This window comes from Streptomyces venezuelae (assembly GCF_008642275.1).
Lineage (GTDB): Bacteria > Actinomycetota > Actinomycetes > Streptomycetales > Streptomycetaceae > Streptomyces > Streptomyces venezuelae_E.
Window position 1 is genome coordinate 988,379 of the sequence record NZ_CP029189.1, and the last position, 23,125, is coordinate 1,011,503.

23 protein-coding genes and 1 pseudogene are annotated in these 23,125 nt (G+C 74.0%); 8 read left to right on the forward strand and 16 right to left on the reverse strand.

Features of this window, described 5'->3' with window-relative positions; all coding sequences use genetic code 11:
• Positions 1 to 58 precede the first annotated feature (58 nt).
• Complete coding sequence (locus DEJ51_RS04355) at positions 59 to 616, reverse strand: rhodanese-like domain-containing protein (protein ID WP_150256366.1); 558 nt, start codon at positions 614 to 616, stop codon at positions 59 to 61.
• Between the two features lie 94 nt (positions 617 to 710).
• Here DEJ51_RS04355 and DEJ51_RS04360 point away from each other — a divergent pair, with 94 nt between their 5' ends.
• Positions 711 to 1,157, forward strand: a complete 447-nt coding sequence (locus tag DEJ51_RS04360) for an Lrp/AsnC family transcriptional regulator (RefSeq protein WP_150256367.1) — start codon at positions 711 to 713, stop codon at positions 1,155 to 1,157.
• Here the strand turns inward: DEJ51_RS04360 and DEJ51_RS04365 are convergent.
• From DEJ51_RS04365 to DEJ51_RS04375, 3 genes are all read right to left on the reverse strand, one after another.
• Positions 1,147 to 4,158: an AAA family ATPase gene (locus DEJ51_RS04365; RefSeq protein WP_150256368.1), complete on the reverse strand. Its 3,012-nt coding sequence runs from the start codon at positions 4,156 to 4,158 to the stop codon at positions 1,147 to 1,149. The genes DEJ51_RS04360 and DEJ51_RS04365 overlap by 11 nt on opposite strands.
• Positions 4,155 to 5,324, reverse strand: a complete 1,170-nt coding sequence (locus DEJ51_RS04370) for an exonuclease SbcCD subunit D (RefSeq protein ID WP_150256369.1) — start codon at positions 5,322 to 5,324, stop codon at positions 4,155 to 4,157. Before DEJ51_RS04370 ends, DEJ51_RS04365 begins: the two co-directional genes overlap by 4 nt.
• Positions 5,325 to 5,408: 84 nt before the next feature.
• Positions 5,409 to 6,035: a YigZ family protein gene (locus DEJ51_RS04375; protein ID WP_150256370.1), complete on the reverse strand. Its 627-nt coding sequence runs from the start codon at positions 6,033 to 6,035 to the stop codon at positions 5,409 to 5,411.
• 70 nt (positions 6,036 to 6,105) lie between these two features.
• On the opposite strand from DEJ51_RS04375, the gene DEJ51_RS04380 reads away from it, so the two are divergent.
• Positions 6,106 to 6,633: a hypothetical protein gene (locus DEJ51_RS04380; RefSeq protein ID WP_150256371.1), complete on the forward strand. Its 528-nt coding sequence runs from the start codon at positions 6,106 to 6,108 to the stop codon at positions 6,631 to 6,633.
• Here the strand turns inward: DEJ51_RS04380 and DEJ51_RS04385 are convergent.
• Entirely contained in the window at positions 6,622 to 7,176 is a 555-nt protein-coding gene (locus DEJ51_RS04385; RefSeq protein ID WP_150256372.1) for a hypothetical protein, read from the reverse strand. The genes DEJ51_RS04380 and DEJ51_RS04385 overlap by 12 nt on opposite strands.
• Before the next feature lie 172 nt (positions 7,177 to 7,348).
• On the opposite strand from DEJ51_RS04385, the gene DEJ51_RS04390 reads away from it, so the two are divergent.
• Positions 7,349 to 7,753: a CoA-binding protein gene (locus tag DEJ51_RS04390; protein ID WP_150256373.1), complete on the forward strand. Its 405-nt coding sequence runs from the start codon at positions 7,349 to 7,351 to the stop codon at positions 7,751 to 7,753.
• A gap of 95 nt (positions 7,754 to 7,848) precedes the next feature.
• Here DEJ51_RS04390 and DEJ51_RS04395 read toward each other — a convergent pair.
• Positions 7,849 to 8,415 (reverse strand): annotated as a pseudogene (locus DEJ51_RS04395) (helix-turn-helix domain-containing protein); the annotation flags it as partial.
• Between the two features lie 105 nt (positions 8,416 to 8,520).
• Between DEJ51_RS04395 and DEJ51_RS04400 the strand changes: the two are divergent.
• Complete coding sequence (locus DEJ51_RS04400) at positions 8,521 to 9,387, forward strand: DMT family transporter (protein ID WP_150256374.1); 867 nt, start codon at positions 8,521 to 8,523, stop codon at positions 9,385 to 9,387.
• 51 nt (positions 9,388 to 9,438) lie between these two features.
• Here the strand turns inward: DEJ51_RS04400 and DEJ51_RS04405 are convergent, their stop codons facing one another.
• Complete coding sequence (locus DEJ51_RS04405; RefSeq protein WP_150256375.1) at positions 9,439 to 10,245, reverse strand: acyltransferase; 807 nt, start codon at positions 10,243 to 10,245, stop codon at positions 9,439 to 9,441.
• Between the two features lie 138 nt (positions 10,246 to 10,383).
• On the opposite strand from DEJ51_RS04405, the gene DEJ51_RS04410 reads away from it, so the two are divergent.
• Complete coding sequence (locus DEJ51_RS04410; protein WP_150256376.1) at positions 10,384 to 10,929, forward strand: gamma carbonic anhydrase family protein; 546 nt, start codon at positions 10,384 to 10,386, stop codon at positions 10,927 to 10,929.
• On the opposite strand, the gene DEJ51_RS04415 is transcribed toward DEJ51_RS04410, so the two are convergent.
• The 5 genes from DEJ51_RS04415 to DEJ51_RS04430 form a co-directional block, all read right to left on the reverse strand.
• Complete coding sequence (locus tag DEJ51_RS04415) at positions 10,926 to 11,615, reverse strand: ankyrin repeat domain-containing protein (protein ID WP_150256377.1); 690 nt, start codon at positions 11,613 to 11,615, stop codon at positions 10,926 to 10,928. The genes DEJ51_RS04410 and DEJ51_RS04415 overlap by 4 nt on opposite strands.
• The gene (locus DEJ51_RS04420) at positions 11,612 to 12,286 is read right to left on the reverse strand and encodes a DedA family protein (protein WP_150256378.1); all 675 of its coding nucleotides are present in this window, start codon (positions 12,284 to 12,286) and stop codon (positions 11,612 to 11,614) included. The genes DEJ51_RS04415 and DEJ51_RS04420 overlap by 4 nt, the downstream gene beginning before the upstream one ends.
• 58 nt (positions 12,287 to 12,344) lie before the next feature.
• Positions 12,345 to 14,855: a glycoside hydrolase family 3 protein gene (locus DEJ51_RS04425; protein WP_150256379.1), complete on the reverse strand. Its 2,511-nt coding sequence runs from the start codon at positions 14,853 to 14,855 to the stop codon at positions 12,345 to 12,347.
• A 115-nt stretch (positions 14,856 to 14,970) separates the two neighbouring features.
• Positions 14,971 to 15,129 carry a hypothetical protein gene (locus DEJ51_RS34375; RefSeq protein ID WP_190620202.1) on the reverse strand — a complete coding sequence of 53 codons (159 nt, stop codon included), beginning with the start codon at positions 15,127 to 15,129 and terminating at the stop codon, positions 14,971 to 14,973.
• Positions 15,130 to 15,226: 97 nt separating this feature from the next.
• The gene (locus tag DEJ51_RS04430) at positions 15,227 to 15,679 is read right to left on the reverse strand and encodes a DUF4442 domain-containing protein (RefSeq protein WP_189973593.1); all 453 of its coding nucleotides are present in this window, start codon (positions 15,677 to 15,679) and stop codon (positions 15,227 to 15,229) included.
• A gap of 96 nt (positions 15,680 to 15,775) precedes the next feature.
• Between DEJ51_RS04430 and DEJ51_RS04435 the strand changes: the two genes are divergently transcribed.
• On the forward strand, positions 15,776 to 16,807 hold the full coding sequence (locus DEJ51_RS04435) for a hypothetical protein (protein ID WP_150256380.1): 1,032 nt from the start codon (positions 15,776 to 15,778) through the stop codon (positions 16,805 to 16,807).
• 66 nt (positions 16,808 to 16,873) lie between these two features.
• Positions 16,874 to 18,190, forward strand: a complete 1,317-nt coding sequence (locus DEJ51_RS04440) for an MFS transporter (protein WP_411757282.1) — start codon at positions 16,874 to 16,876, stop codon at positions 18,188 to 18,190.
• A 111-nt stretch (positions 18,191 to 18,301) separates the two neighbouring features.
• On the opposite strand, the gene DEJ51_RS04445 is transcribed toward DEJ51_RS04440, so the two are convergent.
• The 4 genes from DEJ51_RS04445 to DEJ51_RS04460 form a co-directional block, all read right to left on the reverse strand.
• A complete protein-coding gene (locus DEJ51_RS04445) occupies positions 18,302 to 19,093 on the reverse strand; it encodes a spermidine synthase (protein ID WP_150261688.1) in 792 nt (263 codons plus the stop codon).
• A gap of 100 nt (positions 19,094 to 19,193) precedes the next feature.
• Positions 19,194 to 20,048, reverse strand: a complete 855-nt coding sequence (locus tag DEJ51_RS04450) for a patatin-like phospholipase family protein (RefSeq protein WP_150256381.1) — start codon at positions 20,046 to 20,048, stop codon at positions 19,194 to 19,196.
• Positions 20,049 to 20,141: 93 nt separating this feature from the next.
• Complete coding sequence (gene tuf / locus DEJ51_RS04455; protein ID WP_150256382.1) at positions 20,142 to 21,323, reverse strand: elongation factor Tu; 1,182 nt, start codon at positions 21,321 to 21,323, stop codon at positions 20,142 to 20,144.
• A 276-nt stretch (positions 21,324 to 21,599) separates the two neighbouring features.
• Positions 21,600 to 22,316, reverse strand: a complete 717-nt coding sequence (locus tag DEJ51_RS04460; protein WP_150256383.1) for a DNA alkylation repair protein — start codon at positions 22,314 to 22,316, stop codon at positions 21,600 to 21,602.
• 49 nt (positions 22,317 to 22,365) lie between these two features.
• On the opposite strand from DEJ51_RS04460, the gene DEJ51_RS04465 reads away from it, so the two are divergent.
• On the forward strand, positions 22,366 to 23,094 hold the full coding sequence (locus DEJ51_RS04465; RefSeq protein WP_150256384.1) for a TVP38/TMEM64 family protein: 729 nt from the start codon (positions 22,366 to 22,368) through the stop codon (positions 23,092 to 23,094).
• Positions 23,095 to 23,125: the final 31 nt, after the last annotated feature.

A 23,125-nucleotide genomic window follows, 5' to 3' on the forward strand; every position in this document is an offset into this window, starting at 1 on the left:
AAGGCCCGTAAGACCCGCAAGGCCCCGCAAGGCACGTGAGACCCGTAAAGCACCCACCTCAGCAGCCGCAGTCGTCCGAGTCCGTCGGCGCGGTCAGCGGGTCGGCCTCGGCCCGCTGCTGGCTGCCCTGCCAGGTCTCCACCTCGAAGCCCTCGCGGATCCAGTACTCGATGCCGCCGAGCATCTCCTTGACGTGGAAGCCGAGTTCGGCCAGGGCGAGGGCGGAGCGGGTGCCTCCGTTGCAGCCCGGGCCCCAGCAGTAGGTCACCACGGGGATGTTCCTGTCCAGGAGCCGCTCGGCCTGCTCGGGGATGAGCGCGGTGGGCAGGTGGACGGCGCCGGGCACATGGGCCTGGTCCCAGGACGGGGTGGAACGGGAGTCGACCAGCTGGAAGCCGAGCTCGGCGCCCTGTTCGCGGTGGGCCTTGAAGGCGGCGGCGACGTCCGACACGTCCGCGTGGAAGGCCAGGCTCGCGGCGAAGTACGCGGCGGCCGCGGCCGGGGCGGCCGGAGGCACCCGGAGCACCGGGTTGATGGCGGCGGCTGCGGCAGGAGCGGCGGGGGTGGCAGGAGTGGCGGAGCCCGGCTGGTTCGTGTGTGTCTGCGTCGTCGTCATGGCCAAAAATCTACGATCCGTTGATCACTGCCGGAAGTGGACTTCCCCGGCCTTTTCCTTGTCTGACCGGGGAATCCCCTGCTAGACCTGCCCCATGACCGACTATTCCCCCGACGCCACGGACTGGCGCATCCTCGAAGCCCTGCAACGCGACGGCCGCGCCAGTTTCACCGAGCTCGCCCGGGCCGTGTCCATGTCCGCGAGCGCCGTCACCGAGCGGGTCCGCCGGCTGGAGGAGACCGGCATCATCACCGGCTACACGGCGGTGGTGGACCCGGAGCGGCTCGGCAAGTCGATCCTCGCCCTGGTCCGGCTGCGCTACCCGCACGGCAACTACAAGCCCTTCCACGACCTCCTGGAGGTCACCCCGGAGATCCTGGAAGCCCACCACGTCACGGGCGACGACTGCTTCGTCCTCAAGGTCGCGACCCGCTCGATGCCGCACCTGGAGGAGGTCACGGGCCGGATCGCGGGGCTCGGTTCGGTGACGACGAGCGTCGTCTACTCCTCTCCGCTGCCCCGCAGGCCGCTCAGTCCGTGAGCGCCGCCGTCCGGTGGCGCACCACGGAGCCGCCGCGCTGCTTGACGATCTCCAGCTGGGCCTGGACCCGGGTCCGCAGATCGGCGACGTGGCTGACGATGCCGACGCTCCGGTCCCGCTCGCGCAGCGAGTCCAGGACGTCGAGCACCTCGTCCAGCGCCTGGTCGTCGAGGCTGCCGAAGCCCTCGTCGATGAAGAGGGTGTCGAGGCGCATCCCGCCCGCCTCGTCGGTGACCACGTCCGCGAGGCCCAGTGCCAGGGCGAGCGAGGCGAAGAAGGTCTCGCCGCCGGACAGGGTGGCGGTGTCCCGCTCGCTGCCGGTCCACGCGTCGACCACGTGCAGGCCGAGGCCGGAGCGCCCCCGTCCGCCCGCTCGCGCGTCGGAGTGGACCAGGGTGTAGCGGCCGCCGGACATGCGCAGCAGCCGTACCGTCGCGGCGGCGGCCACCTGCTCCAGGCGGGCGGCCAGGACGTAGGCCTCCAGGCGCATCTTGCGCTCGTTGTCGGCGGAGGTGCCGGCGGTGAGTCCGGCCAGCCGGGCGACCCGGTCGTAGGCCTCCCGCAGCGGCCCGAGGGCGCGCAGTTCCTGCTCGGCCTGCCGGGAGAGCCGGTCGAGCTCCGTGCAGCGCACCCGGGCCGCGTCGGCCGCCGACCCCGCCGTACGAAGCTTCGCCGCGGCCGTGGCCGCGTACGCCTCGGCCGCGTCCGGTGCGGCCGGGGGCAGGGCTGCCGCTTCGGCGGCGCCGGTCTCGCCACGGCGGTCCGCCAGCAGGGCCTCTTCCGTCTGCCAGGCGTCCAGCCGGTGTTGGAGCGCGGTGCGTTCGTACTCGGGGAGCACCGCGTCGGCGGCGGCCGCGATGGTGTCGAAGCCCGCCTTGAACGCGGCGTCGGCGAGCTGGTCGTCGGCCTCCTTCAGCCGGGCCGCGGTGGTCTCGGCCCGGCGCAGCGAGACGGCCGCGCCGGAGACCATCCGGACCCGGTCCTCCAGGGTGCGGGCGCGGGCCGCGACGCTGGGCGCGCCGTCCCGTACGAGGGCGAGTTCGGCCTCCAGTCCGGCCTGTTCGCGGTCCAGGGCCTCGCGCCGGGAGGACCGGGCGGCGGCCCGGGTCTCGGCGCCCTGCCGGTCGGCGCTGCGCGCGGCGTGCTCCCGCTCGGCGCGGGCCAGCTGCTCACGGGCGGCGTGCAGGCCGGCGGCCGCGGCGTGGGCGGCGGCATGGCGGGCGCTCAGGTCGGCGGTCAGGGCCAGGAGTTCGGCGGTGGTGGCCTCCCCGGCGGCGGCCGCGGCTTCGGCGCGTGCCTCCCGTGCGGCGGCGAGCCGGCGTTCGGCGGTGGCCCGGGCCTGCTCGGCCCGTTCGAAGTACGCGTGGGCCGCGTCCTCGGCGGCGCGGTCCACGTGGCCGGGGGCCGGACGGGCCGGAGCCGGGTGTTCCGCGGACCCGCACACGGTGCAGGCCTCTCCGGCCACGAGTGCTTCGGCGAGCTCGGCGGCGATCCCGCGCAGGCGGGCCTCCTTGAGCTCCAGCCAGCGCTCCCGGGCGGCGGCCGACTCCTCGCGCAGGGTGAGCAGTTCGTCCGCGGCGCGCGTCGCTTCGGCGTCGAGCTCGTCCCGACGGCGCGCGGCGTTCAGCTGCATGCGGGCGGGTTCCAGCCGGCCGGCGAGCTGCTCGGCCAGGGTGGCGGCCTGCTGGGCGGCGTCCGCACGCTCCTGCAGCGCCGTCCGGGTCGCCTCCCAGCGCTCCAGCCACTCGGCGGACTCCTGGTGCTGCTCCTCGGCGGCCCGGGACTCCCTTTCCAGGTCGGCGCGTTCACGGCCGATCTCGGCGCTGCGCTGTTCCGCCCGCTGGGCCGCGCCGAGCGCGCCGAGGGCCTCGCGCAGCCGCTGCTCGACGTCGGCCAGCTGTTCGACGCCCGCCTCCTTCAGTGTGGGCGGGAGCTGCGCCCGGGCGGAGGTCTCGGCGTGCGCGGCGGCGAGGTGCGCGGCGGAGGCGGCGCCGCGCAGTTCCAGGGCGGGGGCCACCAGGGCGCCGCGCCGGGCCCGGTCCAGCAGCCCGCGCACCCGGTCCCGCTCGGGCGCGGCCTCGGCGAGCAGGACGGCCCGGCGCAGGGTCTCGGCGTGCCGGCGTTGCAGCCGGTCGAGCTCCCGCGCGTCCTCGGCGGCGTGCCGGGCGGCGGCGTGCCGGCTCTCGACGGCGGCCAGTGCGTACTCGGCGACGTCGAGGCGCTCGCGGGCCGCGCACCGGGCGACGGCCGCCCAGGCCCGGACGGCCTCGGCGAGGCCGGGGTCGCCGGGCTGGTGTCCGGGCATGGGCCAGGCCCGCAGGTCGGCGCTGTCCCCGGCGGCCTGGGCCAGTCGCTGGGCGGTGTGGAGCACCTTCTCGTCGCCGGCCCGGACCCTGGCCTCGGCGGCCCGGCGGCGCTCGCCGAGCAGGGCCTCGACGGCGGCGAAGCGGCGGGTGTCGAAGAGCCGGCCGAGCAGCCGGCCGCGGGCCGCCTCGTCGGCGCGCAGGAAGCGTGCGAACTCCCCCTGGGGCAGCAGTACGACCTGGCAGAACTGCTCGCGGCTCATGCCGAGCAGCTGCTCGATCTCCTCGCCGATCTCCTGGTGCGAGCGGCTGAGCGGCTCCCAGCCCTCGCCGGTGTGCTCGCGCAGCCAGCTCTGGGCCTTGTCCTTGGTGGTGCCCGTGCCGCGCTTCTTGGGGCGCTCCTGTTCGGGCCGCCGGGTGATCTCCAGGCGGCGGCCGCCCGCGGTGAGTTCGAGGGTGACCTCGGTCGGGGTGTGCGCGGCGGCGTGGTCGCTGCGCAGGCTGGTGCCGGGGGCCTGACGGGGGCCGGGCACGGAACCGTAGAGCGCGTAGCAGACGGCGTCGAGCACGGAGGTCTTCCCCGCACCGGTGGGTCCGTGGAGGAGGAAGATGCCGGCGCCGGACAGGGCGTCGAAGTCGATCTGCTGGGGCTCGGCGAACGGTCCGAAGGCGGTCACGGCCAGCCGGTGCAGCCTCATCGGTGGGTCTCCCGGTGGCTGTCGTCGGCCCGTACGTCGTCGAAGGCCGTCTGGAGGACGGCCCGTTCGGCCTCGTCCGCCTGGCCGCCGCCGCGGACGTGGGCGACGAAGTCCTCGGCGATCTCCTGGTCGCTGCGGCCCTTGAGCCGCTGGGCGTAGGAGGCGCCGGTGTCGTCCTGGCGGCCCTCGGGTTCGAAGGCGAGGGCGAGGGTGTGCGGGAAGCGTGCGGCGAGCCGGGCCATGGGGTCGTCGGGGCGGACCGGGTCGGTGAGGGTGGCCTCCACCCAGGCGTCCTCGTGGACCTGGTGCGCCGGGTCGCCCAGCAGGTCCTCCAGCCGTCCCCGGAGCCGTGCGAGGGTGCGCGGGACGGGGGTGCCGATCCGCTCGGCCGTGGCGATCTCGCCCCGCGCACCGAGTTCGATCAGCCACATCGTCTTGCGGTGGTCCGCCTCGGAGAAGGAGTAGGCGAGCGGGGAACCGGAGTAGCGGACCCGTTCGTTGATCGTCTGGCTGCCGTGGAGGTGGCCCAGGGCGGCGTAGTCCACGCCGTCGAAGACGGAGGCCGGCACGGCTTCGACCCCGCCGACGGTGATGTCGCGTTCGCTGTCGCTGGCCTGTCCGCCCGTGACGAAGGCGTGCGCGAGGACGATCGAACGGGTACCGGGCGGGCGGGACGCGAGGTCGGCGCGGATCCGGTCCATGGCGGCGCCGAGGACGGCCTCGTGGCTCACCCTGTCCGTGCCGAACTGGTCCTTGACCAGGGCGGGCTCCAGGTACGGCAGTCCGTACAGCGCCACGTCACCGTGTACGTCGGCCAGGACGACGGGGTCGGCGCAGCCGGCCGGGTCGGTACGCAGGTGGATCCCGGCCCGGCCGATCAGCCCGGCGCCGACGCCGAGCCGGCGCGCGGAGTCGTGGTTGCCGGAGATCATCACGGTGGGGACGCCCAGGTCGGCGAGGCGGTGCAGGGCCCGGTCGTAGAGCTCGACGGCGGGCAGCGGGGGCACGGCCCGGTCGTAGACGTCACCGGCGACGAGGACGGCGTCGACCTCGTGCTCGCGGACGGTCTCGATCAGGTGGTCGACGAAGACCGCCTGGGCACCGAGCAGGTTGACCCGGTGGAAGGCCCGGCCGAGGTGCCAGTCGGAGGTGTGCAGGAACTTCACTCGCCGGCCCCGCCGCGCATGCCGTCTCCCCCTGGTCGTGTCCCGGTCCTGAACCCCTCTACGCTAACCCGTCCCCGGGGGCACTCAGGGCGCGTACGTCTCTCCGCCGAGGGTGAGACCGGCGCTGCCCGCGGTGGTGTCGGCGAGCCAGGCCTCGAAGGCGGGCAGGTCCGCCTCCGGGAGGGCCACCTCGATCTCGACTTCTGCCCCGTAGCGCAGGTCCACCACGGTCCGGCCGGTGGAGCGCAGATCGTTCTGGATCTTGCCGGCCCGCTGGTGGTCGACCGTGACGGTGGCCAGCCGGTAGCGGCGCCGGGTGACGGTGCCGAGCTCGTCGAGGGCCTCGCCGACGACCCCGCCGTAGGCCCTGATCAGGCCGCCGGCACCGAGCTTCACGCCGCCGTAGTAGCGGGTGACGACGGCGACCGCGTAGCGGATGTCACGGCGCATGAGCATCTGCAGCATGGGCACCCCGGCGGTGCCGCCGGGCTCGCCGTCGTCGCTGGCCTTCTGGACGGACGCGTCGGCACCGACGACGTAGGCGAAGCAGTTGTGCGTGGCGGCGGGGTGCTCCTTGCGGATGCGCGCGACGAAGTCCTGGGCCTCCTGCTCGGTCGCGGCGGGTGCGAGCGAGCACAGGAAGCGCGAACGGTTGATCTCGGACTCGTGCGCGCCCTCCCGGGCCACCGTCACGTACTGGTCTGCCTTCACCTCACCACCCTAAGCGGTGCGCAGCGGGCCCCCGCCCGCCCGTCGCGGGGGCGGGAGTAGGTTGGCGGACATGGATCTGCGGGGGTGGAACTACCGGTACGTGGGGCCGGCAGAGCTGTGTGGGCTCGTCCGGCCCGAGCACGAGGGCCGGCGCATCCGCTCGGCCGCGGAGTTCGGGGAATGGGCCTCGGGCCCGGCGGCGGCCGACCTGTCCGAGCCGGTCACGTTCGTCGTGGACCGCGGCGGCGTGCTGCGACTCGCGCCGCGCCGCAGCGAGCACGTGGTCTGCGCCGGCGGTGACACGGTGCTGAGCGCCGGGGAGATCGCCTTCGGGCGGGAGGCCGGGCGGTGGGCGGTCCGTGCGGTGAGCAACCAGTCGACCGGATACTGCCCGGACCCCGTCTCGTGGCGGGCCGTCGCGGACGCCCTGGACGCGGCCGGACTCGCGCCGCGCCCGGGCGGTTTCACCCACGAGGTGGTCTTCCGCCGCTGCCCGTCCTGCGCGCAGCTGAACATCGTCCGGGACGAGTACTTCGTCTGCGTCTTCTGCGACGCGTCCCTGCCACCGTCCTGGAACGTGGACCCGTCAGCGGGGTAGGCGGCCCACCGCGGCCCGCAGCCTCTCGCGCCCCGACGCGACGCTCGCTTCCCACAGGCCCGCCACGTCACCGCTCAGCGAGCGCTTCTGCAGCGCTTCCTCCTCGGCCCGGAAGACGGAGCCCCCGGGAAGGCTCTGGTCCAGCAGGCCCACCGCGGTGAGCGCGGCGTGACCGCAGGAGAGCGCGTGGCCGGCCTCCGCCGAGGCGTTGGCCAGCAACGCGTACCGCAGGACGAGGACGCCGAAGAAGGCGTAGGTCCCGGCGACATCGGTGATGGCCCCTTCGCGCGGCCGCAGTTCCGGGAAACCCTCCAGTGCGCGCACGCGCTCGGCGGCGTCGGGCAGCGCCCGGTCCGCGCACCAGAGGCCCTGCAGGGACTCCACGCAGAGGTCCAGGTCGGCCTGGCGGTCCGGTGCGCCCGCCCGCATGCCGAGGAACAGCGGCACGGTGCGTTCGGCGCAGGCCGCCACGTACAGGCGGACCTCTTCGTCACCACCCGTGCGCAGGGTCTCCGCGACGGCCGCCTCGACCAGTGTGTCCACGCCCCGCCCCCCGCACCGTTCGAACGAACCGGCAGACTACCGTGCGGTTCCGCGACCGGAGCCGGGGAATCGCGCCGGGCGGTTTTCGGTTGACGCGGCTGAGCGCCGGTCCGACGCGGTGAACGAGCAGCGGACGGACCGGCGGGGACAAGAGCACCAGGAGGCGGCACACGTGTACGGCGATCCGGCAACCATCCGCAAGATCCTCACCGAGCTGGGCGACACCTGGGCCGTGGTGGGACTCTCGAACAACCAGGACCGCGCGGCCTACGGGGTGGCGCGGGTGCTCCAGCGGTTCGGCAAGCGCGTGATCCCCGTGCATCCCAAGGCCGAGACCGTGCACGGTGAGCCCGGGTACGCCTCGCTGGCGGACATCCCGTTCAAGGTGGACGTGGTGGACGTGTTCGTGAACAGCGAGCTGGCCGGTCCCGTGGCCGACCAGGCCGCCGCCGTCGGCGCCGAGGCCGTCTGGTTCCAGCTCGGCGTGATCGACGAGGCGGCCTACGCCCGGACCCGCGGGGCGGGGCTGGAGATGGTCATGGACCGCTGCCCCGCGATCGAGATCCCGGCGCTCTAGGTGGTGTCCGGCAGCTCGTGGCCGGCGGCCGCGCCGGTACCGGTGCCGGTGCCCCCGTGCGCATGTGCGGGGGCATGCGCGGGAGCCGGCGCCGAGACCGGCGGGACCGACACCGCGAGGGTCATCTCCATCGGCACCGAGCCGTCGTTGCGGTAGGAGTGCGCGAGATTCGCCTCGAAGGTGGCCGCGGCCCCGGCGGGGACGCGGAACTCCTCCTCGCCGACGACCAGCGTCAGCTCCCCCGCCGTGACGTGCAGCATCTCGATGGTGCCGGACGGGTGCGGGACGGAGTCCGTCCCCTCGCCCGGCACCAGGTGCCAGGTCCACAGCTCCATCGGCCCGCGCTCGTCGGTGCCGATCAGCATGGTCGTCGAACTGCCCGCCTCGCTCGACCAGATCCGCACCACCTGGTCCGGCGGGACGACGCGGACCTGCGGGCCCCGGTCGTGGTCGAGGAGGGCGGAGATGCTGACGCCGAGGGCGTCGGCCAGCCGCACCGTGGTGCCCACGCTGGGGTTCGTACGGGCCTGCTCGATCTGGATGATCATCCCGCGGCTCACTCCCGCGCGGGCCGCCAGGGAGTCCAGGGTGAAGCCGCGCTCGCCGCGCCACCGCTTGAGGTTCCGGGCGAGCGCCTGGGTGAGCTGTTCGAGATCCGACACCATTCCGTCCAATATTCTGGATGACACAGTCCAACAGAGTGCACTATCGTGTGCTGTATTCGATGCTGCACTCCAGCGTTCACTGCACTGTACTGCGAGGCCCCCATGACCGCCCTCTTCGCCCTGGCCACAGCCGTGCTGTGGGGGCTCGCCGACTTCGGCGGCGGGCTGCTGACCCGCCGGATCCCGGCGCTCACGGTGGTCGTGGTCTCGCAGGTCGTCGCCGTGGTGGTGCTCGGCGCGGTGGTCCTCGGCACCGGCGCCTGGCAGGAGGCCGGTCCGCAGCTGTGGTTCGCGGTCGGCGCGGGCCTGGTCGGGCCGGTCGCCATGCTCAGCTTCTACAAGGCGCTGGCCCTCGGCCCGATGGGCGTGGTCTCACCGCTGGGCTCCCTCGGCGTGGTCGTGCCCGTCACCGTGGGGCTGATACTCGGCGAGCGGCCCGGCCTCGGCCAGTTCGCGGGGATCGCCGTGGCGGTCGTCGGCATCGTCCTGGCGGGCGGTCCGGAGCTGCGCGGCGCGCCCGTCCAGCGGCAGGCCGTCATCCTCACCCTGGTCGCGGCCTTCGGCTTCGGCGCGGTGATGGCCCTGATCTCGGAGGCCTCCAGCAGCATCACCGGACTGTTCCTCGCGCTGTTCGTGCAGCGGGTCACCAATGTCGCCGTGGGTGGCGCCGCCCTGTGGGCGCAGACCCGGCGCGGCATACCCGCGCTTCCGGCCGGTTCCGGCCCGAAGCTCCTGTGGAGCCTGCTGCCCGCCCTGGCCTTCGTCGGCCTCGCGGACGTCGCGGCGAACGGCACGTATTCCATAGCCGCGCAGAACGGCCCGGTCACCATGGCCGCCGTGCTGTCCTCGCTCTACCCGGTGATCACCGCGCTCGCCGCCTTCGCCGTGCTCAAGGAACGGCTGCGTACGGTCCAGGCCGCGGGCGCCGGCCTGGCCCTCGCCGGAACGGTTCTCCTGGCCGCGGGCTGAGCGACCCCACACCGGGCGGTCCCACGCCGAGCGGCTCTACGCCGGGCAGCCCTACGAGCGCTCGGCCTCCGCCAGCTCTGTCTCCGCGAGCTCGGCTTCCGCGAGCTCGGCTTCGGCGAGTTCTGCCTCCGTGAGCTCTGCCAGACCGCGCAGCTGCTCCGACGTCATCCCGTCCGGGATCGGTACCGGCGCCGGCGTGCGCAGCGGCGGCTGCCAGCCCGTCTCCGGCTGCCAGCGCCGTACGATCCGCGCCGGCGCCCCCGCCACCACGGCGTGGTCGGGGACCTCTCCCCGTACGACCGCGCCCGCTGCCACCACCACGTTGCGGCCGAGGCGCGCGCCCGGCAGGATCACCGATCCGGTGCCGAGCCAGCACCCGGGCCCGATCTCCACGGGTGTGCTGCGCGGCCACTGCCGGCCGACGGGCTCGTGCGGGTCGTCGTAGCTGTGGTTGGTGGACGTGATGTAGACGTCCGGGCCGCAGAAGGTGTTCGACCCGATGGTGATCCGGGCGTCGGCGATGACATGGCTGTTGCGGCCGATGACCACCCCGTCGCCGAGCACCAGCATCGGCTCGGACCCCAGGTCGAGGTCCGGCATCATCCCGGCGGTGAGCGTCACCTGCTCGCCGATGATGCAGTGCCCGCCGAGCCGGATCCACCGCTCGCCGAAGACGGTGCCCTGCGGGAAGGCGAGCCGGGTTCCGTCCCCGATCGCACCGAACCTGAGCCGCCCCGGGGTCTGCGCGGTGACCGCGCCGGCCTGCTGCATCCAGCGCCAGCCGGTGTGGACCACGCGGCTCGCCAGCCGGCGGCGCGCGGCCGTCAGAGATGAGAACGTGTTCTGTTTCTTCGGCACCCGGCCACGGTAGTGCGCCGGATGCCGCTCGCCCCGGTCACGCTCCTGTGATCTTCACCCCATCGCCGGTGCGGCGGCCCGCGTGGCCTACGGTGCCACTAGCGCGGCAACCGGACGACGGACGCAGAGGAAGAGAACATGACGCACCAGGCGGCCCAGGCACTCGTGGCGGGTGTCGGCGGCAGGAACCCGGACATCGACCCGACGGCCTTCACGGCTCCGACCTCGGTCGTGGTCGGCGACGTCACCCTCGCCGCGGGCGCGAGCATCTGGTACTCGGCGGTGCTGCGCGCCGACTGCGGCCCGATCACGCTCGGCGCCGACAGCAACGTGCAGGACAACTGCACGGTGCACGTGGACCCCGGCTTCCCGGTCTCGATCGGCGAGCGCGTGTCCATCGGGCACAACGCCGTCGTACACGGCTGCACCGTCGAGGACGACTGCCTGATCGGCATGGGCGCGACCGTCCTGAACGGCGCCGTGATCGGCGCCGGTTCGCTGGTGGCGGCGCAGGCCCTGGTCCCGCAGGGCATGGTCGTGCCGCCCGGCTCCCTCGTCGCCGGCGTGCCTGCCAAGGTCCGCCGTGAGCTGACCGACGAGGAACGCGAGGGCATCAAGGTCAACGCCCTGATGTACGTGGAACTGGCCAAGCAGCACCGGGCGTCGGTGACTCCGGACGCCTAACGGCTGTCCCACGCGGCCGCGAGCAGGGCCCTGACGGCCCTGTAGTCGTCGTGTCGCGTTCCGGGGCCCGGCGTCGCGCTGCCGGTGGCCTCCTGCCCCGCGACCCCTTCCCGGACGGTCCGCTCGGTGAGGGCGGCGCCCCGCTCCAGGAGCCGTGCCACCGAGGCCGGGCACCCGAAGCGGGCCGCCCAGTCGAGCGGGGTGCGGTCCCGCCTCGTCTCCTCGATGTCGGCGCCCCGGTCCAGCAGCAGGTCCACCGTCTCCGGGTCCCCCTTCTGCAGCGCGACGGCCGCCAGGATCAGCGGCACGTAGCCCGCCCGGCCCGCGGGGCCGCCCGGTGGGGCCCCGGCGTCGAGCAGGGCCCGGGCCACCTCCGTGTGCCCGAGCATCGCGGCCATGGCCATCGGCGTCGCCTCGCCGTAGGGGCCCGCCTCGACCCGGGGGTCCGCGCCCGCCGCGAGGAGCAGCCGGACGACCTCCGCGTGGCCGGCGCACACGGCCAGGTCCAGCGCCCGCCGGCCGCCGAGGACCCAGGCGTCGGCCTCCGCTCCCCCGGCCAGCAACAACCGCACGGCGGCCGTGTCGCCCGCCTCGGCGGCACGGCCGAGCCCGTTCACCAACGGGTGGTAGTGGTCCTCCCGGCCCTCGGCCGACCAGTGCGGCTCCGCTCGCGCCGTCGCCGTCATTCGCCGACGGTGGCCCGGGCCGCCTGCTGCGAGGGGATCTCCGCTTCGGCGGCCGTGCCGGCGGCTGCGGCCGCCTTCTTCATCCGGCTGCGCACCACGAGCGTGACCGCGAGCCCGAACAGCACGGCGAGTCCCAGGGCCAGCCAGGAGAACCGCTTCAGCCACGGCTCGGCGACGATCCCGACCGAGTAGATGACGGCCGTGGTGCCGCCGGCCCAGAGGATGCCGCCGAGGACGTTGGCGACCAGGAACCGCCAGTAGGGCATGTGCAGCACGCCCGCGAGCGGCCCCGCGAAGATCCGCAGCAGTGCGACGAACCGTCCGAAGAAGACGGCCCACATGCCCCACTTCTCGAACGAGCGCTCCGCCAGCGCCACCTGCTGGGGTCCGAAGTGCTTCGGGAAGCGCCGCCCCAGCCGCTCCAGCAGCGGCTTGCCGCCGCGGCGGCCGATCGCGTAGCCGATCGAGTCGCCGACGATCGCTCCGGTGATCGCGCAGAGTCCCAGGATCACGGGGTCGATCTCCCCGTGCTGCGAGGCCAGCAGCGCCGAGCTGACCAGGATGATCTCTCCGGGCAGCGGGATGCCGAGGCTCTCCAGGCCGATGACCAGACCCACCAGGAGATAGATGCTGACCGCCGGAATCGTCTCCAGCCATTCCTGGATGTGCACCGGTACGTCCTCCCGTGTCGTCCTCGGCGCGCCCCCTGTGACACGTCGAACGGGCAGCCTATCGGCTCGTCACGACCGCCTTGGACCTCAGCGGCAGTTCACGGGACGAACGGCCCACGAACACCTGCCGTCGGCCGGAACCGAGCACCCACGCGTGCCGCTCGGGATCCCATGACGACAGCGCCCGCTCGGTGATGTCGACGGTGACCCGCTCCGCCTCGCCCGGCGCCAGGACCAGTCGCCGGTAGCCGGCCAGTGCGCGCACCGGCTGGTCGAGCTCCAGCTCCGCGGACGGGCCGACGTACACCTGGGCCACCTCGGTGCCCTTGCGGCGTCCGGTGTTGCGGACGGTGAACTCCACGCGCAGCCCGCCCCGCTCCGGCCGGACGGTGAGCTTCTCGTACTGCCAGGTGGTGTACGAGAGCCCGTGCCCGAAGGGGAACAGCGGGGTCACGCGCTGGGCGTCGTACCAGCGGTGGCCGATGTGGATGCCCTCGGAGTACTCCTGGCGGCCGCCCACGCCCGGGTAGCGCAGCGGGTCGCCGCCGACCGGGGTGGCCTGTTCGTCGGCCGGGAAGGTCTGGGTGAGGCGGCCTCCGGGGTCCACGTCGCCGAAGAGCAGGTCGGCGGTGGCTCCGGCGCCCTCCTGGCCCGGGTAGTACATCTGGAGGACGGCACCGGTACGGGAGAGCCACGGCATCGTCGTACTGGAGGAGGTGTTGAGCACGACGGTCGTACGGGGGTTGGCTGCGGCCACGGCGTCGATCAGCCGCTCCTGCCCGCCCGGGAGGGCCAGGGTGGTCCGGTCCCGGCCCTCGGTGGCGTCCTCGTAGGCGAACAGCACGACGCTGCGGACCGACTTCGCGGTCTTCACGGCCTCGGCGAGGTCTGCGGCGCGGATCGCCCCGGTGGTGTGCCGGAGCCGGAACCGCTGGCCCTTGTCCCCGCCCTCGGCGGTCACGGCGAGCCGGTGGGTGCCCGCCTTGAGGGCGAGGGTGGTGCGGCGGACGCTCATCCCGTCGGGTGCGGAGCCGAGCAGTCCGCCGGCGAAGTACTCGGCCACACCCTGCCGGACCGGGAACAGCTCCTCCCCGTCCAGGCGTACGACGGGCCGCTTCCCGGTGTAGTGGACGAGCAGGGTCCACTCGTCGTCGGCCGCGAGGCGGAACTCGCCCTCGTGGCTCCAGACGTGCCCGGGGTCCACGGCCCGCCCGTCCAGGTCGGCGGCCGGGGTCAGCAGCTTCGGCGGGAGCGGCCGCCCGTACAGGTCCTCTCCGAGGGCGTGCCGGACGGTCGAACCGTTGCCCGCCCGGCGCCGGATGGCGGTGAGCGGTGCGTCCGCCCCGTCGGGGACCACGTGCGCGCTCCCGCCGCCGCTGACGAAGGGCACCTGGCCGGTCGGTCCGATCACCGCGATCGAGCGGGCTGCGGCGCCGGTCAGGGGCAGGGTGCCGTGCTCGTTGCGCAGCAGCACCGCTCCCGCGGTGGCCACCTTGCGGGCGGTCCGCGCCCCGGCGGCGCCGTCGCGCCGGGGCCGTGCGGCGGGGGGAGCCGCGAGCAGCCCGAAGCGGTCCATGGTGGTCAGGATCCGGTGGACGGCGAGGTCGACGGCGTCCTCGGGTACGGAGCCCGCGCGCACGGCCTCGCGCAGCGGTGCGCCGAAGTGGGTGCCGCCGGGCATCTCCATGTCGAGGCCGGCGCCGATGGCGGCGACGGTGCTGTGGGTGGCGTCCCAGTCGGACATCACCCAGCCGTCGAAGCCCCAGCTGCCGCGCAGCAGTTCGTCGAGGAGGGGCTTGTTCTCGCAGGCGTGGACGCCGTTGACCTTGTTGTAGGCCCCCATGACGGCGCCCGCGCCGGCCGCCACGGCGGCCTCAAAGCCCCGTAGCTCGGTCTCGTGGAGGGTCTGCTCGGCGGCGATCACGTCGACGGTGTCGCGGCCGTGCTCCTGGTTGTTGAGGGCGAAGTGCTTGACGGTGGCGATGAGGCCCTCGTCCTGGATGCCGCGGATCATCTCGCCGACGAGGTCCGCGGTCAGGCGCGGGTCCTCGGCGAAAGTCTCGAAGTTCCGGCCCGCGTACGGGGTGCGGATGAGGTTGACCATGGGTGACAGCAGCACGTCCTGGCCGAGCGCCCGGCCCTCCCGGCCGATGACGCGGCCGTACTCGCGGGCCAGTGCCGGGTCGAAGGCGGAGGCGAGCAGGACCGGCGCGGGCAGTGCCGTCGCGGGTCGGGCGACCCGCACCCCGGCGGGCCCGTCGGCGAGGCGCAGTGCCGGGATGCCCAGGCGCGGTACGCCGGGCACGTAGCCCGCCTGGCCGAGCGGGGCGGGGTCGGGGGCTCCGTGCAGCAGGGCGGTCTTCTCGTCGAGGGTGAGCCGCTCCAGCAGGGCGTCGACCCGGGCGGCGCCCTTGGCCTCGGCTGCGGCCGGTGCGGCGGGAGGCGCCTGGCGGGCTCCCGTACCCGGCGGCATCCCGGGCGCGCAGGCACCCGTTCCGAGGGCCGCGCCCGCCGTGCCCGCCGCCGCGAGCAGTCGCATCGCGGAACGTCTGGACACGGCCTCGCTCATGGGCGCTCCCTGCGGCGTGGGTCGGCGGGAGCGGCCCGCGCCGGACCGCTCCCGCGCCCACTGTGCGCCGCACGCCCGCCGGGCCGCCCGGGACGCGCCACCGCGGCGCCGAGGTTCAGCCCTCCGGCAGCGGCGGCGCGCTGTCGGCGGCGCGCCGGGACTCGAAATCCCGGCGCCGCACCCGTGCCCCGGAGCGGTGGCCGCGCGTGACGTGGTCCCGTAGGAAGGCCTCCACCGCGGGCTCGGCGTGGGGGCTGAGGTCGGTCCTGGCCACGGGCGTCCCCTCCGCCCCCCTGCGTCGTCGTGCGACGGAGCGCGGCAGTGCCTCGCCTGGCCGGCCCGGGGACGCCGTGGTGGGCGTACGTCCGTCGTCAGGCGTTGGGACGCAGGGTCCAGACGACCGTCATCTCGCCGGTCACGGCCTCGTCCTCGCGCTGGATGGCGATGGTGACCGGGAACTCGGGGCGGCCGCCCGCGTCGAGTTCGGCGACGACCTCGGCGGCCGGGCGGCCGAGGGTGGCGGTGGCGGTCACGACGCCCTTGGCGAGCTTCTTGTAGCCGATCTCGGCCTTCACGGCGAGCGGGACGGCGCGCGAGAGCTGGTCGCCGAAGGCGGCCAGGACGATCGCGCCGCTCGCGGACTCGGCGAGGGTGAACATCGCGCCGGCGTGCGGGCCGCCGACGTGGTTGTGGTAGTCGGGCTGGTCCGGGAGCCGGACGACCGCACGCTCGGGGGTGGTCTCCAGGAACTGGAGGTTCAGGGTCCGGGCCATGGGTACGGTCGCGGCGAGCAGTTCGCCCACGTTCATCTGGTCTGCGCTCATGGAACGCGATGTTACCCGCGAGTAGTCCCCGTTGGCCAGAGTTCCCAAGGGGGCGGCCGTGGCTCCGCACCACCACGGCCACTATCGTTACCGGCCATGTGGCCAGGACAGCAGCAGCCGCCCGGGGGCGAGCAGAACCCTCAGGACGCGCAACAGAACCCGTACCAGCAGCAGCCGGGACAGCCGGGGCAGCCGAACCCGTACCAGCAGCAGCCCGGTTACGGCTACCCGCAGCAGCCGGGTTACCAGCCCCCGACTGTTCCCGGCCAGCAGTGGGGCCAGCCCCAACTGCCTCAGCAGCCCCAGCCCGCCGCCACCGGCGGCGGCGGGAGTCCGTACTCGACCAAGACCGTGGCGATCATCGCCGCGACCGCCGTCGTCGTGGCGGCCGCCGCGACCGGCGCGTTCGTCCTGACCCGGGACGACAAGAAGACCGAGGCCGACGGCAAGCCGGCCGCCAGCCCCTCGGCGCCGGTCTCCGAGGCACCCGCCCCGGCCGGCAGCAGCCCGAACCCGCGGGCCGGCGGCAACGCCCAGCCCGTCATCCCGGGCTGGAAGGTCGTCGTCAACACCAAGTACGGCGTCAGCTACGACGTGCCTCCCGAGTGGAACGTCAACGACTCCGGCGTGAGCCTCTCCTTCCACGACGAGGTCAAGAACGACGGCAGCCCGATCATCACGATGAGCGGCACCGCCACCCTCAAGGAGGAGTGGTGCACGGTCGACAAGGACGCGGACGGCAGGGTCGAGAAGTTCTCGCTCGCGGACACCGGCATCAAGGGCGCCCAGGGCGCCAAGGACACCGCGCAGGTGGCGACCGACAACACCAGCGCCTGGGCCTGGGCGGCCTTCGCCCAGAAGGAGCCCAAGGGGACGGTCAAGGTGGCCGCCGCCAAGGAGTACACGACCACCTCCGGGGTCAAGGGCCACATCGTGGTGGCGACCGCCCCGAACCTGAAGAAGGAGCACAAGTGCTCCACTGACGGCAAGACGGTCGGCTTCGGCTTCAAGAACGCCGTCGGTGACTTCGCCAGCTTCGTGCTCATCAGCGCGGCCGGTGTGAAGGACGAGGTTCCGAACGACGTCTCCGACAAGATCATCAGTTCCATCCGGCTCACCACCCCGTGATCCGCGTCCCCGTCCCGTGCGGTCTATCCGTTTGGATTCTCGGCCCGGGGCGGGGATAGTCCGGGGGTGAGCTCTCCCCGCACCGAAATACCCCGTACGCCCGCGAACCGCCGTCGGCCCGAGTGGGCCGGCCGCAACTACAGCCTGCTGACGGGCGCGGCGATCATCACGAACCTGGGGAGCCACGGAGCGCACATCGCGGCCGCCTTCGCGGTCATGCAGTCCGGCGGATCCGTCGGCGACGTCGGCCTGATCGCGGCCGCCCGCACCCTGCCGCTCGTCCTCTTCCTGCTCATCGGCGGCGCCATCGCCGACCGGCTGCCCCGGCACCGCGTGATGGTCGCGGCCAACGTCCTGAACTGCCTCTCGCAGGCCGCCTTCGCCGCCCTCGTCCTCGCGGGCGAACCGCAGCTGTGGCAGATGATGCTGCTGACCGCGCTGTGCGGCACCGGTACGGCCTTCTTCAACCCCGCGGCCGAGGGCATGCTGCTCTCCACCGTCTCCGGCGAACACTCCAACCGGGCCTTCGCGCTCTTCCGCATGGCGATCAACGGCGCCGGCATCGGGGGCGCGGCCCTCGGCGGAGCGATGATCGCCGCGGTGGGCCCGGGCTGGGTGCTGGCCGCCGACGCGGCGGCCTTCGCCGTCGCCGGCGCCCTGCGCACCTTCCTCGACGTCAGCCACGTACCCGACCGCGCCCCCGGCGGGGGTCTGCTGGCCGATCTGCGCGAGGGCTGGGTGGAGGTCCGGACCCGCCCCTGGCTGTGGAGCATCGTGCTCCAGTTCTCCGTCGTGGTGGCCGTCGTCGGCGCCGCCGACGCGGTCTACGGACCGCTGGTCGCCCGGGACCAGCTGGGCGGGCCCGCGCCCTGGGGCGTGGCCCTGGCCTTCTTCGGTGTCGGCACCATCGCCGGGGCCGTCCTGATGATGGCGTGGAAACCGCGCCGTCTGCTGCTCGTCGGCACGCTGTGCGTGTTCCCGCTGGCGCTGCCCTCGGCGGGACTCGCCGTGCCGCTGCCCGTGTGGGGACTGTGCGTGGTGATGTTCGTGAGCGGCGCCGCGATCGAGGTCTTCGGCGTGAACTGGATGACCGCGATGCACCAGGAGATCCCGGAGGAGAAGTTCTCCCGGGTCACCGCCTACGACTGGTTCGGCTCGGTGTCGATGCTGCCGGTGGCCACCGCGCTGGCCGGGCCCGCCGAAGCGGCTTTCGGGCGCACCGAGGCCCTGTGGGGCTGCGCGGTCCTGGTCGTCGTGCCCACCGCCCTGGTCCTCCTGGTCCCGGACGTCCGCCGTATGACCCGCAGGGCGCACGGCAAGACGGTCGCCGGGGCGGCCCCCGCCCCGGCCGAGCAGAGGCCCACCGAGGCCGTCGGCCACTGACGCGTGGCCGGTCCCGGGGGTGCGGCCCGGACGGCTCGGCCCAGGCGCTCACGCTCCGGGCGACGCACGCTCCGGGCGACGCATGCTCCGGGCGACGCACCCCCCGGCCGCTCACCCCAGGCTGAACGCACCCTCCGGGGGCGCCGGGGACGGTGCCGCGTCCGCGTCGGCCACCGGCGCCGCGCCCTTCCTGAACCGGGCCAGCCCGTCCCCGTACTCCACCCGGGCGGGAAAGGCGTCGGCCGCGCACCGGCGGGCCAGCGCGCCCACCTCCAGCGGGGCGTCGGAGGCCAGCAGTACGGCGTTCCCGAACCGCCTCCCCCGCAGCACCGCCGGCTCGGCGATCAGCGCCAGCTCCGCGAACGCCTCGGCGAAGTTCGCCACCTGCGCCCGCAGGAAGTCGAAGGGCGCCCCGTCGGCCAGGTTCGCCGCGTACAGCCCGCCGGGCCTCAGCACCCGCGCGGCGGCCCGGGCGTACTCCACCGACGTCAGCTGCGCCGGCACCCGTGAGCCGCCGAACACGTCGGCCACCACCACGTCCACGCCGGCCGCGGGCGCCGCCTCCAGCCAGGCGCGGGCGTCGGCGGTGTGCACGCTGACCCCCGAGCCCGGCGCGAGCGGCAGGTGCTCGGCCACCAGGCCGACCAGGCCCGCGTCGAACTCGACGACCGTCTGCCGGGAGCCGGCCCGGGTCGCCGCGGCGTAGCGCGGCAGGGTGAGCGCGCCGCCGCCGAGGTGCAGCAGGTCCAGCGCGCGCCCCGGCTCGGCGGCGCAGTCCAGGACGTGTGCGAGGCGGCGTACGTACTCGAACTCCAGGTGCTGCGGATCGTCCAGGTCCACGTACGACTGCGGGGCCCCGTCGACGGTCAGCAGCCAGGCCCGGTCCCGGTCCACGTCCGGCATCAGCTTGGCGGTGCCCTGGCCCACGTCCCGGACGACCGGGATCTGTTCGTCGCTCACCGCTCCATTGTCCGGCAGCGGCCGAGCGGCTTTCGGACGGTCCTCAGGCGGCCCCGGCCGACCAGACCGCCGCCGCCTCCTCCACGTGCTCCGCGGCCTGCGCCAGGCCCGCCCGTGCCGCCGGGTCCCGCCGTGCCGGATCCAGCACGTTGCGCCCGAAGGCCTTGCGTGCGGCCGCCGACGGGGTGATCAGCAGGACCCGCGCCCCGGCCTCCCGCAGCCGCGCGGCCTGTGCCGACGGCGAGGGGACCAGCTTGGAGCCGAGCGAGATGGGGGCGATGATCACCACGCGCGCATGGCCGACGGCCAGGTCGGCATTGGTGGCGGAGCGGATCCCGCCGTCGATGAAACGGCGCCCGCCGACCGTCACCGGCGGCCACACCCCCGGCACGGCGCAGCTCGCCGACACCGCGTCGACGAGTCCGCTGCCGCTCCCCCGCTCGAAGGCTTCGAGTTCACCGCTCTGCGCGTCCACCGCCGTGACGACGAGCCGCCGTTCGGGCCACTCCCGGGAGACCAGCCGGGAGGCCAGGACGTCCCGCCGCTCCTTCTCCCCCACGGTGTGGGCGGCCAGTGCCAGGGCGCCGACCCGCTGCCGGTAGGCCGTCGCGGTGCGCGAGCGCGCCATGGCGACGGCGTACCGGGCGAGGAGGCCCGCCCCCAGTCTCGCCGCGACCTCGCCCTCGGCTCCCCCGAGCTGGCGCTCGTAGAGCTCTTGCGGGGTGAGCAGTCCGGAGGTGAGCTGGGCCCCGACCACCGAACCGGCCGAGGTGCCGACGACGAGGCCGGCGTTCGTGAGGTCCACGCCCGCGCGGGCGAGGCCGTACAGGATCCCGCACTCCCAGCCGATTCCGGTCAGTCCGCCGCCGCCGAGCACCAGCGCCGTGTCCGTGCTCATCTCCGCCCGCCCCTCCGCCGTGTCCGTGGTGACGGCAGGCAGTCTCGCCCAGCCTGCCCGCCGTCACCAGAGCGGGTCCGGATCAGGCCCGGTTCACCCCAGTACGGCCGTCACCGTCCCCGCGCCGACGGTCCGCCCGCCCTCGCGGATCGCGAAGCCGAGCCCCGACTCCAGCGGGACGTCCCGGCCGAGCTCGACGGTCATCGTGACCGTCTCCCCGGGCCGGGCCACGCCGGCCTCACCCAGGTCCACGTCCCCCACCACGTCGGCGGTGCGGATGTAGAACTGCGGCCGGTAGCCGCTGGCGACCGGTGTCGTACGGCCGCCCTCGCGCCCGGAGAGCACGTACACCTGCGCGGTGAAACGGCGCTGCGGCGTCACGCTGCCGGGCGCGGCCACCACGTGCCCGCGCCGCACGCCGTCGCGCGGCACGCCGCGCAGCAGCAACGCGACGTTGTCCCCGGCCTCGGCGGACTCCATCGGCTTCCCGAAGGTCTCCAGCCCGGTGACGACGGTCTCGGCCGGCTCTCCGTCGCCGCCGAGGACCGCCACGCGGTCCCCGAGGCGTACGGTGCCGCGCTCGACGGCGCCGGTCACGACGGTCCCGCGCCCGGTGATGGTCAGGACGTTCTCCACCGGCAGCAGGAACGGGGCGTCGGTGTAGCGCACCGGGGTCGGCACGTAGGTGTCCACCGCGTCCAGGAGCGCCTGGATCGCCTCCGTCCACCGCGGGTCGCCCTCCAGCGCCCCGAGTCCGGAGACCCGTACGACCGGCGCGCCGTCACCGCCGTATCCGTGCGCGGTGAGCAGCTCGCGGACCTCCAGCTCGACCAGGTCGGTGAGCTCGGGGTCCCCGGCGTCGGCCTTGTTGAGCGCCACCACGATGTGGTCGACGCCGACCTGCCGGGCCAGGAGCACGTGCTCGGCCGTCTGTGGCATGACCCCGTCGAGCGCGGAGACGACGAGGATCGCGCCGTCGAGTTGGGCGGCGCCCGTGACCATGTTCTTGATGTAGTCGGCGTGACCGGGCATGTCCACGTGGGCGTAGTGCCGGGTGTCGGTCTCGTACTCGACGTGCGTGAGGTTGATGGTGATGCCGCGCCGGGACTCCTCGGGGGCCCGGTCGATGCGGTCGAAGGGCACGAAGGAGGCGCCGCCGTGCTCGGCGAGGACCTTGGTGATGGCAGCGGTGAGGGTGGTCTTGCCGTGGTCGACGTGACCCATGGTGCCGATGTTGAGGTGCGGCTTGGTGCGCACGAAGGCCGTCTTGGCCATGGTTGATTCCCGTGTCTGGAAGCTGGAACGGGACCCCGAGAGCGAGCCGACCCTCCCCCTGCGGGGTCCGCCGGACGATCCGGGAAGGGTCAGCTTCGTGCGCCGTCGAATGCGGCGGAGAACGGTGCGTGTGCAGGTGCGTCCGCCGGTGCGCCCGGGAACACGGCAGCCTTCGGCGCGTCCGCGACTGCGGACCGCGCTGCGAGGAAGGCGTACCGGTTCATGCCCCTGATCCTGCCGGACCGTGCGGGGTACGTCGAACGAATTACGGCGTGGTCATAGGTTCTTGAGCGCCTCGCGCACGGACAGCGGGGCCAGGGAGCCGCGTTCGGCCTCGACGAAGGCGCGTACCGCTTCGGGGTCCGTCTTCGCGTACTCGCGCAGGGCCCAGCCGATGGCCTTGCGCACGAAGAAGTCCGGGTGGCCGGCCCGGAGCCGGCAGTAGGCGAAGAGCCGTCCGCCGTCCGTCGCGGACTTGAAGCGGAGCTGGTGGAGGAGCGCGGTGCGGGCGAGCCAGAGGTTCTCGTCCTCGATCCACTCGTCCATCACGGCGGCCAGTTCCGGGTCGGCGGCCACGAGCGGTCCGACCGTGTGCGCGGCGAGCAGGTCGACCGTGTCCCACCAGGGGACGGTGACGATCAGGTGGCGGACCACGGGCAGGAAGCCGGAGGAGCAGCGGGCGGCGTGCCGGCGCAGGTAGTCCACCGCGAAGTACTGGTACTCGCGCTCCGGAAGCAGCCAGCAGCGCAGCGCGAGCGCCGCGCAGTCGGTCTCGGCCGGTTCGGGAGTGTTCTTGGTCACGGTTTTCGACAGTTCCCGGCGCAGCGGGGTGGGGATGCCGAGGAAGGGCGCGACGTCCTTCATGTACGCGGCCATGGCCCGTGCGCGTACGGGATCGGCGGCCGCCGCGTACGCCGTGGGGAGCCGCTCCAGCAGGGTGTCCGCGAGGGCGCTGCGGGGAACTCGCGGGGGTCGCCGGGCGTTCGACAGCATGAGGCCCAGATTACGGCGCCCCGCCGTATACGTGGGCTAGTCTCCCGGGATGTCCCTCCTCCTCGCGCCGCGGACCCGGCTGTCGGTGCTCGTCGTGCTGCTCGTCGCGGCCGGCGTGTGCGTGCTGCTGTTCGAGCCGCAGCGCATCCTCTCGGAGGGCTGGCCCCCGGGGCTCCCGGTGGGCACGGCGGTCCTGTTGTTCGCAGCCGCGTACGGTGTGTGCACGGCCGCTTTCGTGCCGCGCCCCTTGCTCAATCTGGCCGCGGGAGCCGTCTTCGGCGCCCAGTTCGGCCTTGTCGCGGCGGTCGGCGGCACGGTGCTGGGCGCCGGGATCTCCTTCGGGCTGGGCCGGGTCATGGGCCAGGAGGCTTTGCGGCCGTTCCTGCGCGGACGCTGGCTCCAGGCCGCCGACGGGCAGCTCAGCCGGCACGGCTTCCGCTCGATGCTGGCGGTCCGGATCTTCCCCGGGGTGCCGTTCGTGGTGGCCAACTACTGTGCCGCGGTGTCGCGCTGCGGCTGGGGCCCGTTCCTGCTCGCCACGGCGGTCGGGGTCGTCCCGAACACCGCCGCGTACGTGGTCGCGGGCGCCAGCGCCTCCTCGCCCGGATCGCCCGCTTTCCTCGTGTCGTTCGGTTTCATCGCCGTCTCGCTCGTGGGTGCGGGAGTCGTCGCCTGGCGCAAGCGACACCGTCTGACACCCCCTCGAACCGGGGATCGGGTGCCCGAACCGGCACCCCAGCACCCCCCTGTGGTCAGCGCCGCTTCACACGGGCCCTAGCATCGGACGCGAACTGCCCGACGATCACAAG

Coding starts and splice junctions, on each gene's coding strand:
- DEJ51_RS04415 (WP_150256377.1), bottom strand. CDS start 11,615: ATGACGGCGACGGCGCGAGCGGAGCCGCACTGGTCGGCCGAGGGCCGG.
- DEJ51_RS04365 (WP_150256368.1), bottom strand. CDS start 4,158: ATGAGGCTGCACCGGCTGGCCGTGACCGCCTTCGGACCGTTCGCCGAG.
- DEJ51_RS04435 (WP_150256380.1), top strand. CDS start 15,776: ATGTGGCCAGGACAGCAGCAGCCGCCCGGGGGCGAGCAGAACCCTCAG.
- DEJ51_RS04355 (WP_150256366.1), bottom strand. CDS start 616: ATGACGACGACGCAGACACACACGAACCAGCCGGGCTCCGCCACTCCT.
- DEJ51_RS04400 (WP_150256374.1), top strand. CDS start 8,521: ATGACCGCCCTCTTCGCCCTGGCCACAGCCGTGCTGTGGGGGCTCGCC.
- DEJ51_RS04410 (WP_150256376.1), top strand. CDS start 10,384: ATGACGCACCAGGCGGCCCAGGCACTCGTGGCGGGTGTCGGCGGCAGG.
- tuf (WP_150256382.1), bottom strand. CDS start 21,323: ATGGCCAAGACGGCCTTCGTGCGCACCAAGCCGCACCTCAACATCGGC.
- DEJ51_RS04430 (WP_189973593.1), bottom strand. CDS start 15,679: ATGAGCGCAGACCAGATGAACGTGGGCGAACTGCTCGCCGCGACCGTA.
- DEJ51_RS04380 (WP_150256371.1), top strand. CDS start 6,106: ATGGATCTGCGGGGGTGGAACTACCGGTACGTGGGGCCGGCAGAGCTG.
- DEJ51_RS04460 (WP_150256383.1), bottom strand. CDS start 22,316: ATGCTGTCGAACGCCCGGCGACCCCCGCGAGTTCCCCGCAGCGCCCTC.
- DEJ51_RS04445 (WP_150261688.1), bottom strand. CDS start 19,093: ATGCCGGACGTGGACCGGGACCGGGCCTGGCTGCTGACCGTCGACGGG.
- DEJ51_RS04425 (WP_150256379.1), bottom strand. CDS start 14,855: ATGAGCGAGGCCGTGTCCAGACGTTCCGCGATGCGACTGCTCGCGGCG.
- DEJ51_RS04450 (WP_150256381.1), bottom strand. CDS start 20,048: ATGAGCACGGACACGGCGCTGGTGCTCGGCGGCGGCGGACTGACCGGA.
- DEJ51_RS04360 (WP_150256367.1), top strand. CDS start 711: ATGACCGACTATTCCCCCGACGCCACGGACTGGCGCATCCTCGAAGCC.
- DEJ51_RS04465 (WP_150256384.1), top strand. CDS start 22,366: ATGTCCCTCCTCCTCGCGCCGCGGACCCGGCTGTCGGTGCTCGTCGTG.